Annotated in this window: 16 protein-coding genes; 12 read left to right on the top strand and 4 right to left on the bottom strand. The window is 72.4% G+C overall.

What is annotated here, in order from left to right; all coding sequences use genetic code 11:
- Positions 1-190: 190 nt before the first annotated feature.
- The 4 genes from alr (at position 191) to ACFV0Q_RS27320 (ending at position 3,380) form a co-directional block, all read left to right on the top strand.
- A complete protein-coding gene (alr, locus tag ACFV0Q_RS27335; RefSeq protein WP_385009018.1) occupies positions 191-1,327 on the top strand; it encodes an alanine racemase in 1,137 nt (378 codons plus the stop codon).
- 17 nt (positions 1,328-1,344) lie between these two features.
- A complete protein-coding gene (locus ACFV0Q_RS27330) occupies positions 1,345-2,526 on the top strand; it encodes an alpha/beta fold hydrolase (RefSeq protein WP_385009017.1) in 1,182 nt (393 codons plus the stop codon).
- Complete coding sequence (gene tsaE / locus ACFV0Q_RS27325) at positions 2,483-3,046, top strand: tRNA (adenosine(37)-N6)-threonylcarbamoyltransferase complex ATPase subunit type 1 TsaE (RefSeq protein WP_385009016.1); 564 nt, start codon at positions 2,483-2,485, stop codon at positions 3,044-3,046. The genes ACFV0Q_RS27330 and tsaE overlap by 44 nt, the downstream gene beginning before the upstream one ends.
- A 148-nt stretch (positions 3,047-3,194) precedes the next feature.
- The gene (locus ACFV0Q_RS27320) at positions 3,195-3,380 is read left to right on the top strand and encodes a hypothetical protein (RefSeq protein WP_385009015.1); all 186 of its coding nucleotides are present in this window, start codon (positions 3,195-3,197) and stop codon (positions 3,378-3,380) included.
- Positions 3,381-3,429: 49 nt separating this feature from the next.
- Here the strand turns inward: ACFV0Q_RS27320 and ACFV0Q_RS27315 are convergent, their stop codons facing one another.
- Positions 3,430-3,987 (bottom strand): hypothetical protein, encoded by a 558-nt coding sequence (locus ACFV0Q_RS27315; RefSeq protein ID WP_385009014.1) that lies wholly within the window; start codon positions 3,985-3,987, stop codon positions 3,430-3,432.
- Positions 3,988-4,155: 168 nt separating this feature from the next.
- Between ACFV0Q_RS27315 and tsaB the strand changes: the two genes are divergently transcribed.
- The 5 genes from tsaB to ACFV0Q_RS27290 all read left to right on the top strand — a co-directional run bounded on the left by tsaB (position 4,156) and on the right by ACFV0Q_RS27290 (position 7,570).
- The gene (gene tsaB / locus ACFV0Q_RS27310) at positions 4,156-4,818 is read left to right on the top strand and encodes a tRNA (adenosine(37)-N6)-threonylcarbamoyltransferase complex dimerization subunit type 1 TsaB (RefSeq protein WP_385009013.1); all 663 of its coding nucleotides are present in this window, start codon (positions 4,156-4,158) and stop codon (positions 4,816-4,818) included.
- 26 nt (positions 4,819-4,844) lie between these two features.
- Positions 4,845-5,345: a ribosomal protein S18-alanine N-acetyltransferase gene (gene rimI, locus ACFV0Q_RS27305; RefSeq protein ID WP_385009019.1), complete on the top strand. Its 501-nt coding sequence runs from the start codon at positions 4,845-4,847 to the stop codon at positions 5,343-5,345.
- On the top strand, positions 5,338-6,513 hold the full coding sequence (gene tsaD / locus ACFV0Q_RS27300) for a tRNA (adenosine(37)-N6)-threonylcarbamoyltransferase complex transferase subunit TsaD (protein ID WP_385009012.1): 1,176 nt from the start codon (positions 5,338-5,340) through the stop codon (positions 6,511-6,513). The genes rimI and tsaD overlap by 8 nt, the downstream gene beginning before the upstream one ends.
- Positions 6,510-6,782, top strand: coding sequence for a hypothetical protein (locus ACFV0Q_RS27295; RefSeq protein WP_385009011.1), 273 nt, complete (start codon positions 6,510-6,512; stop codon positions 6,780-6,782). The genes tsaD and ACFV0Q_RS27295 overlap by 4 nt, the downstream gene beginning before the upstream one ends.
- 128 nt (positions 6,783-6,910) lie before the next feature.
- The gene (locus ACFV0Q_RS27290) at positions 6,911-7,570 is read left to right on the top strand and encodes a hypothetical protein (protein ID WP_385009010.1); all 660 of its coding nucleotides are present in this window, start codon (positions 6,911-6,913) and stop codon (positions 7,568-7,570) included.
- Positions 7,571-7,585: 15 nt separating this feature from the next.
- Here ACFV0Q_RS27290 and ACFV0Q_RS27285 read toward each other — a convergent pair whose 3' ends face one another.
- Both ACFV0Q_RS27285 and tnpA read right to left on the bottom strand, forming a co-directional pair.
- The gene (locus tag ACFV0Q_RS27285) at positions 7,586-8,764 is read right to left on the bottom strand and encodes a methyltransferase domain-containing protein (protein ID WP_385009009.1); all 1,179 of its coding nucleotides are present in this window, start codon (positions 8,762-8,764) and stop codon (positions 7,586-7,588) included.
- A 47-nt stretch (positions 8,765-8,811) separates the two neighbouring features.
- The gene (gene tnpA, locus ACFV0Q_RS27280; RefSeq protein ID WP_385009008.1) at positions 8,812-9,240 is read right to left on the bottom strand and encodes an IS200/IS605 family transposase; all 429 of its coding nucleotides are present in this window, start codon (positions 9,238-9,240) and stop codon (positions 8,812-8,814) included.
- 50 nt (positions 9,241-9,290) lie between these two features.
- Between tnpA and ACFV0Q_RS27275 the strand changes: the two genes are divergently transcribed.
- The 3 genes from ACFV0Q_RS27275 to ACFV0Q_RS27265 all read left to right on the top strand — a co-directional run bounded on the left by ACFV0Q_RS27275 (position 9,291) and on the right by ACFV0Q_RS27265 (position 12,440).
- Complete coding sequence (locus ACFV0Q_RS27275) at positions 9,291-10,490, top strand: RNA-guided endonuclease InsQ/TnpB family protein (protein WP_385009007.1); 1,200 nt, start codon at positions 9,291-9,293, stop codon at positions 10,488-10,490.
- A gap of 118 nt (positions 10,491-10,608) precedes the next feature.
- Positions 10,609-11,550: a polysaccharide deacetylase family protein gene (locus tag ACFV0Q_RS27270; RefSeq protein WP_385009006.1), complete on the top strand. Its 942-nt coding sequence runs from the start codon at positions 10,609-10,611 to the stop codon at positions 11,548-11,550.
- Positions 11,550-12,440, top strand: coding sequence for a polysaccharide deacetylase family protein (locus ACFV0Q_RS27265; RefSeq protein WP_385009005.1), 891 nt, complete (start codon positions 11,550-11,552; stop codon positions 12,438-12,440). The genes ACFV0Q_RS27270 and ACFV0Q_RS27265 overlap by 1 nt, the downstream gene beginning before the upstream one ends.
- Positions 12,441-12,447: 7 nt before the next feature.
- Here the strand turns inward: ACFV0Q_RS27265 and ACFV0Q_RS27260 are convergent, their stop codons facing one another.
- Complete coding sequence (locus ACFV0Q_RS27260; protein WP_385009004.1) at positions 12,448-13,266, bottom strand: hypothetical protein; 819 nt, start codon at positions 13,264-13,266, stop codon at positions 12,448-12,450.
- Positions 13,267-13,670 lie beyond the last annotated feature (404 nt).

Here is a 13,670-nt window from a genome sequence, read left to right as displayed (position 1 = left end):
CCCGGGCTCCTGGGGCTCCGCCCCAGACCCCGCGCCTCAAACGCCGGCGGGGCTGGAATTGGCCGTGCCGAGTGGATGTGGCCGCGCCGAGTGGTTTGGGCTGCGCCGAGTTGATTTGGCCGCGCCGGGTGTTTCCGCGCTGGGCCGGGTGGACGGGAGGTGGGGTGGGGTCTCTGAGAGACTGTGGGCGATGAATGAGACAGCGCCGCGCGTGTACGCCGAGATCGATCTTGACGCAGTACGGGAGAACGTACGCGCGCTGCGCGCGCGGGCGCCCCGGGCCGGGCTGATGGCCGTCGTCAAGGCGAACGCCTACGGGCACGGGGCCGTCCCGTGTGCCCGGGCCGCTCAGGAGGCCGGCGCCGAGTGGCTCGGTACCGCCACCCCCGAGGAGGCGCTCGCCCTGCGGGCCGCTGGTATCGAGGGGCGCGTCATGTGCTGGCTCTGGACCCCCGGCGGGCCCTGGCGGGAGGCCGTCGAGGCCGACATCGACGTGTCGGTGAGCGGGATGTGGGCCCTGGACGAGGTGCGGGAGGCCGCCCGCGCGGCCGGGCGGGTCGCGCGCGTCCAGCTCAAGGCCGATACCGGACTCGGCCGCAACGGGTGCCAGCCCGCCGACTGGGCGGAACTCGTCGGCGCGGCCGTCGCCGCGCAGGCGGAGGGCACCGTCCAGGTCACCGGCGTCTGGTCGCACTTCGCCTGCGCCGACGAGCCCGGCCACCCCTCCATCGAGCTCCAGCTCGCCGCCTTCCGCGACATGCTCGCGTACGCCGAGAAGGAGGGCGTCGAGCCCGAGGTCCGGCACATCGCGAACTCGCCCGCGACCCTCACCCTGCCCGAGTCCCACTTCGACCTGGTGCGCTGCGGCCTCGCCGTGTACGGGGTCTCCCCGGCGCCCGAGCTCGGTACGCCCGCCCAGCTCGGCCTGCGCCCCGCCATGCGGCTCAAGGCCTCCCTGGCCCTGGTGAAGTCCGTTCCCGCCGGGCACGGGGTGAGCTACGGCCACCACTACGTCACCGAGTCCGAGACCCACCTCGCGCTCGTTCCCGCCGGCTACGCCGACGGCCTTCCGCGCGCCGCCTCCGGCCGCGGCCCCGTGCTCGTCGGCGGCCGGATCCGGCAGGCCGCCGGGCGGATCGCCATGGACCAGTTCGTCGTCGACCTCGGCGAGGACCTCGCCCGCGTCGGCGACGAGGCCGTCCTCTTCGGGGACGGCGAGCGCGGCGAACCCACCGCCGAGGACTGGGCTCAAGCGGCACATACGATCGCGTATGAGATCGTCACCCGTATCGGAGGTCGGGTGCCCCGGGTGTACCTGGGCGGCTGAGTGAGGACGGCGACGTCGTGAGCGAGAACTGGCGCAAGGCCGGCTGGGCCGGCGCCGCCATCGGTGTCATAGCGGCGGGCGCCGCGGCCGGTGTCGCGGTCGAACGCATCACCGTGGGGCGGGGGATCCGCATGAAGGCGCGCCTCGCGCTCGACGCCGCCGGGGACTACGGCTCCCTGCGCGGCACCGAGGGCACCTGCCGTGCCGAGGACGGCACCGAGCTGTACTACGAGACCGACGAGCTGCCCGAGCCCGACGGCGGCAAGAAGCGCAGGCTCCGGCGCAAGTCCCCGGCCGCCGGGGTCACCGTCGTCTTCTGCCACGGCTACTGCCTCTCCCAGGACTCCTGGCACTTCCAGCGGGCCGCCCTGCGCGGAGTCGTCCGGGCCGTGTACTGGGACCAGCGCAGCCACGGCCGCAGCGCCCGGGGCCTGGCCCAGGCCGACGGCGAACCGGTGACCATCGACCAGCTCGGCCGCGACCTGAAGGCCGTCATCGACGCCACCGCGCCCGAGGGCCCGCTCGTCCTCGTCGGCCACTCCATGGGCGGCATGACCCTGATGGCGCTGGCCGAGCAGTTCCCCGAGCTGGTGCGCGACCGCGTGCTCGGGGTGGCGCTGGTGGGCACCTCCAGCGGCCGGCTCGACGAGGTCACGTACGGGCTGCCGTCCGTCGGACTGGGCGCGGTACGCCGCCTCCTGCCGGGCGTGCTCAAGGCGCTCGGCTCCCAGGTGGAGCTGGTGGAGAAGGGCCGCCGGGCCACCGCCGACCTCTTCGCCGGGATGATCAAGCTGTACTCGTTCGGGTCCCGGGACGTGGATCCCGGCGTGGCGCGCTTCGCCGAGCGGCTGATCGAGGCGACCCCGATCGACGTGGTCGCGGAGTTCTACCCGGCCTTCCAGACCCACGACAAGAGCGCCGCCCTCCAGCACTTCGCGGACGTGCCCGTCACCGTCGTCGCCGGGGACCGGGACATGATCACCCCGTCCGAGCACAGCGTGGCGATCAAGGAGGCCCTGCCGGCCGCCGAACTCGTCGTACTGGAGAGCACCGGGCACCTGATGATGCTGGAGCGCCCCGACATCGTGACCGGGCTGCTGGGCGACCTGCTGGCGCGCACCGGAGCCGTCCCCGCACCGACTAACGTTGGGGCGCATGGAAGAAGTACCGCGGGAAGCACCGCGCAGCCCGGCGGCTGAGGCCCTGGCCGAGGCTGCCGCCGAGACCCTGATCACCGTCGATTCGCCCGCCTCCATGCAGGACCTGGGCCGCCGGATCGCGGGCCTGCTGCGCCCCGGCGACCTCGTGCTGCTGACCGGCGAGCTCGGCGCGGGCAAGACCACCCTGACCCGGGGGCTGGGGGAGGGGCTGGGTGTGCGCGGGGCCGTGACCTCGCCGACCTTCGTGATCGCCCGGGTGCACCCGTCCCTGAGCGGCGGACCGGCGCTGGTGCACGTGGACGCGTACCGGCTCGGCGGCGGGCTGGACGAGATGGAGGACCTGGACCTCGACGTCTCGCTGCCCGAGTCCGTGGTCGTCGTGGAGTGGGGCGACGGCAAGGTGGAGGAGCTCTCCGACGACCGGCTGCACGTGGTGATCGGGCGGGCGGTGGGCCACGAGGAGGTCCTGGACGACGTCCGCGAGGTCGCGCTGCGCGGCGTCGGGGCGCGCTGGGCCGGTGCGGAGCTGGCGGAACTCGCGCGGGGCGCGGGCCGGTAGCGCGTCGTACGTACCGACAACGTACCGACAAGCCGTCGGGAAAACATTGCGCTCGTACGGGGCCCCGTGGTGACATGGTACCGAGCGCTGGTTAGGTCTGCCTAAGTTCGGCCTGGACGCAGCGTCCCCGGGGTCTCAGGAGGCAGCCATGCCGGCAGCAGGAGCAGAGCGAGCGCCCGTCGTGTCCATGCGGGCCCTGCTCGCGGCGGGCGTGGCCGCCACGGCGGTGTCGACGCCACCCGCGCGCGCGGACCGGGAACCACTACCGGAACCGGAATGCGACGCGCAGGGACCCCACACGGAGCAGGCCGCCCCGGAGTCCGAGGCGGCCTGATCACCCGTTCGGGCGAATCGTCTGGTGGGCGCGGAACGCCGTCAGGGCGTCAGGGAACGACGACGACCTTCGAGCTGATCGTCGCGAAGGCCCACATCGCGTCCCCGTCGGCCCGCGTCATCCGGATGCCGCCCGCCTTCTTCGCGGGGTCCGGCGCCGGCATCGAGCCGTCCACGCGGGCGCTGAAGCCGATCGCGATGCCGTCCGTGCTGGCGAACCGTACGACGTGCTCGATCGGCACCCCGTCCGTGCCGGTGACCGTGCCCGAGCGCGAGCCGACCGCGTAGCTGCCGGGCGCCGGGTGCACCGTGCTGGGCGTCACCGCGAACGACTTGGGGTCCCGGCCGTCCTCCGCGACCAGCCACACCCGCTTCTGCGACACGGAGTACACGACCCGCATCCCGGTCCCGGAATCGGCCGGCAGCGCCGCCGGCTTCGCCGGGTCCTGCTTGGCGGGGGTCTGGTTCTGGGCCGCGGCCGGGGCCTGCGGGGCCGCCTTCACCGGTTGCGCGGGCGCCGTCGCGGAGGCCTGCCAGCCGAGGAAGCCGATGGCCGCGAGTGCCGCGGCGGTGAGCCCGGCCACGATTCCCGAGCTGCTGCGTGCCACCTTGCTCCACCTCTCCGCGCCTGCGTCGTCGACCCGGGGACGCCCCGGCCGTGTGCCGGGTCGTACACCGGGTCGAGTCCCGGTCGTGTCCCCGGTCGAAAGGTAGCAGCCGGGCCCCCCTGCGACCGGCCGCAAGGGCCCGGGGCCCGGGAGTCGTAGGCTGTTCGCGTGCTCTTGCTCGCTGTAGATACCGCCACGCCCGCCGTCACCGTCGCCCTGCACGACGGGGAGTCCGTCCTCGCCGAGTCGAACCAGGTCGACGCCCGCCGCCACGGGGAGCTGCTGCTGCCCTCCGTCGACGCGGTCCTCGCCGAGGCCGGGGTGAAGCTCGAAGCGGTCACCGGCATCGTCGTCGGCGTCGGCCCCGGCCCCTACACCGGGCTCCGCGTCGGCCTCGTCACCGCCTCCACCTTCGCCTCCGTCCTCGGCGTCCCCGTGCACGGCCTGTGCACCCTCGACGGCCTCGCGTACGCCGCCGGCGCCGCCGGGATCGAGGGCCCCTTCACCGTCGCCACCGACGCGCGGCGCAAGGAGGTCTACTGGGCGCGCTACGAGGACCCGCGCACCCGCACCGGCGAGCCCGCCGTGGACCGCCCCGCCGACATCGCCGAGCGCGTGGCGGGCCTCCCGGCCGTCGGCCAGGGCGCGGTGCTGTACCCGGACGTGTTCCCCGACGCGCGCGAGCCCGTGCACCAGTCGGCGGCGGCCCTGGCGGCCCTGGCCGCGGAGCGGCTCGCGGCGGGCGCGGACTTCCTGCCGCCGACCCCCCTCTACCTGCGGCGGCCCGACGCGCAGGTGCCCAAGAACTACAAGGTGGTCACCCCGCAGTGACGGCCGTGACCGCGGTGCTCCGCGAGATGCGCTGGTGGGACATCGAGCCGGTGCTGGAGCTGGAGCACGAGCTGTTCCCCGACGACGCCTGGTCCGCCGGGATGTTCTGGTCCGAGCTCACCCACGCGCGCGGAGCGCGGGCCACCCACCGCTACCTCGTCGCCGAGGAGCCGGGGACGGGGCGGATCGTCGGCTACGCCGGGCTCGCCTCCGCCGGCGACCTGGGCGACGTACAGACCATCGCGGCCGCCCGCGACCAGTGGGGCACCGGACTCGGCGCCCGGCTGCTCACCGAACTGCTGCGCGCCGCCACCGACTTCGAGTGCGCCGAAGTGCTGCTGGAGGTCCGGGTGGACAACACCCGCGCCCAGCGGCTCTACGAGCGCTTCGGCTTCGAGCCGATCGGATTCAGGCGCGGCTACTACCAGCCCGGCAACGTCGACGCGCTCGTGATGCGCCTGACCGACCCGGCACAGACGAAGACCGCACACACAGAGCACCCTGAGAGCAGTGAGAGCAATGGCTGACGAACCGCTCGTCCTCGGCATCGAGACCTCCTGCGACGAGACCGGCGTCGGCGTCGTCCGCGGCACCACCCTGCTCGCGGACGCCATCGCGTCGAGCGTCGACGAGCACGCCCGCTTCGGCGGCGTCGTGCCCGAAGTGGCCTCGCGGGCCCATCTGGAGGCGATGGTCCCGACCATCGAACGCGCCCTGAAGGAAGCCGGGGTCAGCGCCCGCGACCTCGACGGCATCGCGGTCACCGCCGGGCCCGGCCTCGCCGGAGCGCTGCTGGTGGGCGTCTCGGCGGCGAAGGCGTACGCGTACGCGCTGGGCAAGCCGCTCTACGGGGTGAACCACCTGGCCTCGCACATCTGCGTCGACCAGCTGGAGCACGGACCGCTCCCCGAGCCGACCATGGCGCTGCTGGTGTCGGGCGGGCACTCCTCGCTGCTGCTGGCCCCGGACATCACCAGCGACGTACGGCCGCTCGGCGCGACCATCGACGACGCGGCGGGCGAGGCCTTCGACAAGATCGCCCGGGTGCTGCAGCTGGGCTTCCCCGGCGGACCGGTCATCGACCGGCTCGCGCGCGAGGGCGACCCCAAGGCGATCAACTTCCCGCGCGGTCTGACGGGGCCGCGCGACGCGGCGTACGACTTCTCCTTCTCCGGCCTCAAGACGTCGGTGGCCCGCTGGATCGAGGCGAAGCGCAAGGCGGGCGAGGAGGTGCCGGTGCGCGACGTGGCGGCGTCCTTCCAGGAGGCCGTGGTGGACGTGCTGACGCGCAAGGCGATCCGCGCGTGCAAGGACGAGGGCGTCGACCACCTGATGATCGGCGGCGGCGTGGCGGCCAACTCGCGGCTGCGCTCGCTCGCGCAGGAGCGCTGCGACGACGCGGGGATCATCCTGCGGGTGCCCCGTCCCAAGCTGTGCACGGACAACGGCGCGATGGTGGCGGCGCTGGGCGCGGAGATGGTCAAGCGCAACCGGCCGGCCTCCGACTGGGACCTGTCCGCCGACTCCTCGCTGCCGGTGACGGACCCGCACGTGCCGGGGAACGGCAACGGGCACGGGGATGGGCACGGGGACGGGCACGGGCACGGGGATGGGCACGGTCATGGACACGGACACGGACACGCGCATGATCATGACCACGTGCACGAGCTCAGCAAGGACAACCTGTACTCGTGAGCACCGTCGCGCTGATGTGGGAGGCCCGTGCCGCCGACGGCCGGGGCAACGAGCTGCTGGAGTGGGCCCGGGCGCAGGTCCTGGCCCGGGAGCCGGTGCGCCGCGAGGTGCTGCGGGCCGCGCAGGACCGGGTCCTCGTGGTCACCTGGTGGGAGGCCCCCGAGGGGCTCGCGGCGGAGCTGCCCGAGCTGCCGGAGCCGGCCGCGGACCTGATCACCCGGGCCGTGCACCGCTGGCGGTTCGAATCGGTCGAGGTCACGGGCGGCTGAGGCGCGCTGAGGTGCGCTGAGCTGCGCTGAGCTGCGCTGAGGTGCGCCGAGGTGCGCTGAGCTGCGCTGAGGCGCGCGTCGAGCCGGGCTGCGGCGCGGCTAGAGGGCCCGGGTCTAGGGTCGTCCGCATGCCTAGCCGTGAGCTCCCGCCTCCGCCGCCGCCCGCGCACCTGCGCGAGTGGCTGGACGAGACCGTCGTACGGGCCGACCGCGCGCGCCACCTCGCCGAGCTGAGCCGGCGCGGCCTGGGTCCGGGGCGCCTCGCGCAGCTCTGGGCCGTGGGCGCCGCCTTCGCGCTCGGCTGGGCCTTCGTCGGCCTGGCCGCGACCTCCTTCGAGACCGGCGACGCCCTGGAGTACCTGTACGGGGTGATCTACGCCGCGACCGGCCTCGGCGTGCTGGTGCCCGCCGGGATCTGGTCCGTGCGGGGTGCCCGGCGGGAGCGGCGCGAGCACGAGCTGCTGTGCGGCTGGGTCGAAGCCGGGCGGGACCCCGTCGCCGAGCCCGCGCTGCGCGCGCCGGTACGGAGCCTGGTGTGGCTCGGGGCCTCCCTGGCGCTGGGCGCCTGCGGGCTCTGGGTGGCCTTCGCGGCGGCGGCCGGGGCCCGGCCGGGCGGGGCGACGTACGGGGAGCTCGTGTGCTTCGTGGGGCTCGGCATGATCCTGTGGATCACCGGGCTGCTGGGCGTGGCCAAGGCGGCCACCCACCACCGCTGGGCGGCCCGCGCCTTCCGCCCCGCCCCGGCGGCCGCCCGCCGCCGGCCGGTCCTGTCGGACGTGGCGGGCTGAGCGCCGGGCCCACGGCTACGGCCGGGCGACCGGTGATCCGATCAGCATCGAGGGCGCGCCCGCGACCCGGGTCAGGAAGACGGTCGCAGAGTTCGGCCCCTGCGGCTTCACCTTCCTGCGGAGCTCCTCCGGCTCGATCGCCGAGCCGCGCTTCTTCACCGTCAGGATCCCGACCCCGCGCTCGCGCAGCAGCGCCTTCAGCTTCTTCAGCCCGAACGGCAGCACGTCCGTGATCTCGTACGCGGTCGCGTACGGCGTCGCGCGCAGCTCGTCGGCGGTGACGTAGGCGATGGTCGGGTCGATCAGCCGGCCGCCCAGCTGCTGCGCCACCTCGGCGACGAGGTGGGCGCGGATCACGGCCCCGTCGGGCTCGTAGAGGTAGCGGCCCACCGGGCCCGCCTCCGGATCCGGCAGCGGATCGGCCGTCAGCAGCTCGCGCGGCCCGGGCAGCAGGGTGGCGCGCACCGTGCCCGGGGCGGTGCCGAACCACAGCACGGCCTCCTTCACGTCCCCCTGGTCGGAGATCCACTCGGCCTCGGCCTCCGCCGGGACCGCCTCGTGCGGGATCCCGGGGGCGATCTTGATGGCGGCGTGCTTCGCGCCCCGGGCGGTCTCCACGGCCCAGGACAGCGGCGGCGAGTACGACTCCGGGTCGAAGATCCTCCCGCGCCCGCCGCGCCGCGCCGGGTCGATGAAGACGGCCTCGTACGAGGACACGTCCACCTCCGTCACGTCCGCCTCGCGGACCTCGATCAGGTCCGCCAGCCCCAGCGCCTCGGCGTTGGCCCGCGCGACGGCCACCGTCAGCGGGTCCACGTCCACCGCCAGCACCCGGATCCCGAGCCGGGCCAGGGCCAGGGCGTCCCCGCCGATGCCGCAGCACAGGTCCGCGACGCTCCGTACGCCCAGCGCCGCGAGCCGCCCGGCGCGGTACGAGGCCACCGACGCGCGGGTGGCCATCTCGCCGCCGCCGGGCGTGAAGTACATCCGGAACGCGTCCTCGGCCCCGAACTTCGCCACCGCCCGCTGCCGGAGCCGGGCCTGCCCGAGGGCCGCCGACACCAGCGGGGCGGGGTGTTCGCGGCGCAGCCGGGTGGCGACGGCCAGCTCCTGGCCGGGGTCGTAGTCGCGGAGGGAGTCGAGGAGCGCGCGGCCCTCGGGGGTGAGGAGCGCGGCGAAGTCTTCGGGGGTCACCGTTCCATCTCTGATCTTCGGAGTTCTCTGCGCCTACGGAGTGACGGTCAGCGAGGGCGCTTCTGGGCCTCGACGTACTGGCGGATCACGGTCAGTGGAGCGCCGCCGCAGGAGCTCGCGAAGTACGAGCGGGACCAGAATACCGAGCCCATGCCAACCTGGTTGGTCCGGCCGGTGTACTCGGCCCGCAGGAGGCGGGAACTGACGCCCTTGAGTGAGTTGATCAGTTTCGACAGGGCGACTTTCGGTGGGTAGTGCACCAGCAGGTGCACGTGGTCGGCGTCGCCGTTGAACTCGCGCAGCTCGGCCTCGAACTTCCCGCAGACCTCTCGCATGATCTCCTCACACCGTTTGAGCATGCCGTCATCGAGGATTCCACGCCGATGCTTGGTGACGAACACCAAGTGCGCATGGAGGCTAGAGGCGATGTGGCGACCAGTGCGGATATCGGGGTTCGGCTCCCAGCGTGGTGACATACCCCAACGGTAGTAGGATCTCTGAACCGAGTGGTGAGGGGGTGGGCCGGTTGATCCGTGCGTACAAGTTCCTCATGCGGCCCACCACGGGCCAGGGGATCGCGCTGCGGGAGATGCTGCGTGACCACTGCTCGCTCTACAACGGGGCGTTACAGGAGCGCCGGGATGCCTGGCGGCACGTCTCGAAGACGAGCCTCACGTACGGGCAGCAGTCCGCACAGCTCAAGGAGATCCGGGCCTTCGATCCGGAGCGTCAGGGCCGGTGGTCGTTCTCCTCGCAGCAGGCGACGCTGCGCCGTCTCGACAAGGCGTTCACGGCGTTCTTCCGCCGGGTCAAATCCGGCGACACCCCGGGTTACCCGCGCTTTCGGGGTGCGATGTGGTTCGACACGGTGGACTTCCCCAAAGACGGCGACGGCTGCCGCTGGAATGCCACCCCACACGACCCCGTCACCCGCGTCCGCTTCCAGGGCGTCGGGCACGTCAAGGTCAACCAGCACCGGCCGGTGGCCGGCAAGGTCAAGACCGTGTCGGTCAAGCGCGAGGGCAAGCGCTGGTACGTCGTCCTGACCGTCGAGCAGGAGCTGCCCGAGCCGATGCCCGCGACAGGCTCTGCGGTGGGCATCGACATGGGCATAGCCTCGTTCCTCACCACTTCCAATGGTGAGCACGTCGCCAACCCACGCCATGGCCGCAAGGCCGCCTCCAGGATCGAAACCGCGCAGCGGTCGCTCAGTCGGTGCAAGCGCGGATCGAAGCGTCGCCGCAAGGCCGTCGCGAAAATGGCCACCGTGCACCGCAAGGTCCGCCGTCAGCGTCTGGACCACGCACACAAGACCGCGCTTGGTCTCGTTCGCGAACACGATTTCATCGCGCACGAGGACCTCAAGATTCGCAACATGAGTGCCACCCCCACCCCGAAGCCCGCCCCCGACAAGCCGGGCAGCTTCCGGCCCAACGGGGCTGCGGCGAAGGCCGGACTAAACCGGTCCATCAACGATGCCGGATGGGGGGTGTTCCTCGCGATCTTGAACGCCAAGGCTGAGAGTGCCGGACGGGAAGTGATCGCCGTGGACCCCCGCAACACCTCCCGGCGATGTCCCGAATGCGGGCACACCGCCAAGGAGAACCGGCTCACACAGGAGAAGTTCCACTGCACCGCGTGCGGCCACACCGCGCACGCGGACATGGTCGGCGCACTCAATGTCCTACGGGCCGGGCTGGTCCGTCGCGAAGCCCAACCGGCATAGCGAGAAGCCCCCTCGCTTGCGAGGGGGAGGAGTCACTGTCGGCCAGTCGGTGGAAGGGCGGGCTCCGGCCGTGGTGTCGTCCGTGCCGGGGCGCTGCGCGGTGTAAGGATCCGCTGCTATGCAGCTAGTACGACAAAAGGGAAATACTGCGCAGTATGGTCACCGGCTCGCGGCACGCCCGCGCGGCCGGTACGGGGTGGCGCTGGCCGCACTGCTGGTCGCCGCCCTGGGCACGGGGTGCGGGGCCGCGGACTCGGGAACGCCGGCCAAGACCAAGGCCGGCGAAGCGGGCCCCGGCGCCGCGGGCGCCCGAGTCGACGCCGCCGAGCAGCTCAAGGCCGCCCAGCAGGCCCGGATCGCCGCCGCCAAGAAGTGGGGCCTGCTCAAGACGCCCCTGATGGCCCCGGCCGCGCCGAAGACGAAGCCCGAGATCACCACCCGCGAGGGCTTCGAGGTCGAGGACCAGGACGAACTGCCCCCGGTCTTCACCACCGTCCCGACGGAGGACAAGGTCGTCTTCCTGACCATCGACGACGGCGCGGAGAAGGACCCCGAGTTCGTCAGGATGATGAAGGAGCTGAAGATCCCGTACACGGCGTTCCTCAGCGACTACCTCGTCCGCGACAACTACCCCTACTTCAAGGGGATGCAGGACGCGGGCGTCACCCTGAACAACCACACGCTGAACCACCGCTACATGCCCGGACTCTCCTACGAGAAGCAGCGCGAGGAGATCTGCGGCCAGCAGGACACCATCCAGAAGCAGTTCGGCAAGCGCCCGGAGCTGTTCCGCCCGCCGTACGGCAACTACAACCAGGACACGCTGCGCGCGGCGAAGTCCTGCGGCATCAAGGCGGTTCCGCTGTGGAACGCGGAGGCCTTCGTGAACCGGATGGACTACCGCGAGTGGGACCGCGACCTCCACCCCGGCGACATCATCCTGACTCATTTCCGGGGTCGGGAGGACTGGAAGGGCACGATGCCTGACATGATCCGTCATGTCATGAAGACCGTCACGGACAAGGGGTACGCCGTGGCCCGCCTGGAGGATTACCTGTGATGCATGCGCGCCGGTTGGTAGCCGGGACGCTGACGGCCGGCGCGCTCGCGCTGTCCCTGACGGGGTGCGGGAACAGCGTGGATCCCATCGAGAGGCTGGGTCGCAAGACCGCGCAGGAGACGGGGACGGCCTCGGCCTCCCCGTCCGCGCGGTCCTCCGCGGCCCCGGGCGCCTCCGCGTCGGCGGGGACGCCGGCGGACGAGGCGTACCGGAAGTGGGGCCTGAGCGCCCCCGTCCAGTACGCCCCCAAGCCCGCGCAGAAGCCCCAGCTGCCCAAGGCGGCCCCGGGCAAGCCGGCCGTGGTGGACCGAATACCCGTCCCGCCGACGGACAAGGTCGTCTTCCTGACCTTCGACGACGGCGCGGAGAAGGACCCCGAGTTCCTGAAGATGGCGGCCGACCTGAAGCTGCCGATCAGCATGTTCCTGACCGACAACATCGCCTCGGCGGACTACTCGCACTTCGAGAAGCTCCGGGACAACGGCTCGGGCAGCACCATAAACAACCACACGCTGACCCACCCGAACCTGCGCACGCTGCCCTTCGCGGCGCAGAAGAAGGAGATATGCGGCCAGCAGGAACGCCTCGAGAAGCGCTTCGGCAAGCGCCCGACGCTGTTCCGCCCGCCGTACGGCAACTACAACGACGACACCCTCAAGGCCGCCTCCGAGTGCGGAATCTCCTCGGTCGTCCTGTGGCGCGCGTCGATGCAGATCAACAACTTCCAGTACGCCGAGGGCTCCGCCCTCAAACCGGGCGACATCATCCTGGCCCACTTCCGCGGCCCGTCGGAGCTCAAGGGCGCGACGGAAATCCAGATGACCACCCGCATGCTCCAGCACATACAGGAACAGGGGTACAAGGTCGGGCGGCTGGAGGACTACCTGTAGGGGACGCCTACGCGGCGTTGCAGATGTGGCCGGCCTGCTCGGCGTGGTGCCGCTGGAGCTCCAGCGCGAGGTCGCCGCGCTCCCTGCGGGCGGCGTCCGCCTCCTCGCGCACCTTGTCGAGACGCTCCTCCAGCTGGGCGACCCGCTCGCGGTAGCGTTCGAGCTCGGCCCGCACGAACTCCACGTCGGACACCTGCTGCGCGGTCTCCGTGCGGATCTTCTCGGTCTCCTCCTCGAAGCGCTCCTTGGCCCCGTCCAGCTCGGCGATGGCCATCTCCGCGGCCTCCTCGGCCAGCGCGGTGCGCTGCTCGGCGGCCAGGGTCCGCTGGGCGGCGGCCTTGGTCACGGTCTCGATGCGCGCCTCGGCGGCCACCGAGTCGGTGATGATGGCCAGCTCTTCGATGTAGGCGGGAAGGTCCGTGGCCAGCCGGGTCACGAGCCCGATGAGGTCGTTACGGGCCGCGGCGCCGTCCTGGACGGCCTGCATGGCGTCCATGGCCTCCATGGCCTCCATCGCCCCGTCGGCCTGGGGAAGGGCCGAGTCGTGGGCGTGGCTGTGGGTGTGGGCGTGGGCCGCGGGCGTCTGGGCGGGCATGGCGGGCGTCTGAACGCCGCTCGCCGCCTTGGCCGCCTTCTTGGCCTCGGCCACCTGACGCTTCTCCTCCTTGCGCTGCTGCCGCGAGGCCCGGAACTTGCGGAAGGCTCCGAGCGAGTTGTGGTCGGGGTGAGCGCAGTATCGGGGCGCCGGGTTGCCGGGCGTCGGCGCTTCGACGTGGTGGGTGCACTCGGGGTAGCTGCAGGTCGTCGGAAGCGTCTCAACAGTCATTTCTCCGCCTTCTGGCCAATCAATCGCACGGGGGGATGTGCTGATCACGCTAGATGCGGAACGGCCCTTGTGGGCGGCCCAGGGGCCCCACGTCACCGATCGGTAAGATCGCGGGCCGGGCGGTTCCGGCGGCGGGCCCGCTTTTGCCCCTCGGCCCCCGGGGCCGGGTCGGCGCCTGCCCACCCGCCTCCCCGGGTGCGGGTGGAGGCACGGGTGGGGTTCCGCTGAGGCGGCGTCGGAGTGCCCGCGGGGCCCCGGAGGGCGGCATCCGAGCCGAGCCGGATCAGGGAGGGTTTGGGGGTTTCCCGTCTGTCTCATCGTCTCTCCGTGGCGGGCCGGTCCCTCAAGGGCGCTCCCTTCGGTCGCGTCGCTTCGCGATGGCCTTCGGCCACCCTTGACCGACC

It is taken from the genome of Streptomyces sp. NPDC059564 (genome assembly GCF_042735575.1).
Classification (GTDB): Bacteria; Actinomycetota; Actinomycetes; order Streptomycetales; family Streptomycetaceae; genus Streptomyces.
The sequence above is the reverse complement of the archived record's forward strand: the minus strand, read 5'-3'. Positions and strand labels throughout refer to the sequence as shown.

Coding starts and splice junctions, on each gene's coding strand:
- tsaE (WP_385009016.1), top strand. CDS start 2,483: ATGGAAGAAGTACCGCGGGAAGCACCGCGCAGCCCGGCGGCTGAGGCC.
- ACFV0Q_RS27290 (WP_385009010.1), top strand. CDS start 6,911: ATGCCTAGCCGTGAGCTCCCGCCTCCGCCGCCGCCCGCGCACCTGCGC.
- ACFV0Q_RS27265 (WP_385009005.1), top strand. CDS start 11,550: ATGCATGCGCGCCGGTTGGTAGCCGGGACGCTGACGGCCGGCGCGCTC.
- alr (WP_385009018.1), top strand. CDS start 191: ATGAATGAGACAGCGCCGCGCGTGTACGCCGAGATCGATCTTGACGCA.
- rimI (WP_385009019.1), top strand. CDS start 4,845: ATGCGCTGGTGGGACATCGAGCCGGTGCTGGAGCTGGAGCACGAGCTG.
- ACFV0Q_RS27320 (WP_385009015.1), top strand. CDS start 3,195: ATGCCGGCAGCAGGAGCAGAGCGAGCGCCCGTCGTGTCCATGCGGGCC.
- tnpA (WP_385009008.1), bottom strand. CDS start 9,240: ATGTCACCACGCTGGGAGCCGAACCCCGATATCCGCACTGGTCGCCAC.
- ACFV0Q_RS27260 (WP_385009004.1), bottom strand. CDS start 13,266: ATGACTGTTGAGACGCTTCCGACGACCTGCAGCTACCCCGAGTGCACC.
- ACFV0Q_RS27270 (WP_385009006.1), top strand. CDS start 10,609: ATGCAGCTAGTACGACAAAAGGGAAATACTGCGCAGTATGGTCACCGG.
- tsaD (WP_385009012.1), top strand. CDS start 5,338: ATGGCTGACGAACCGCTCGTCCTCGGCATCGAGACCTCCTGCGACGAG.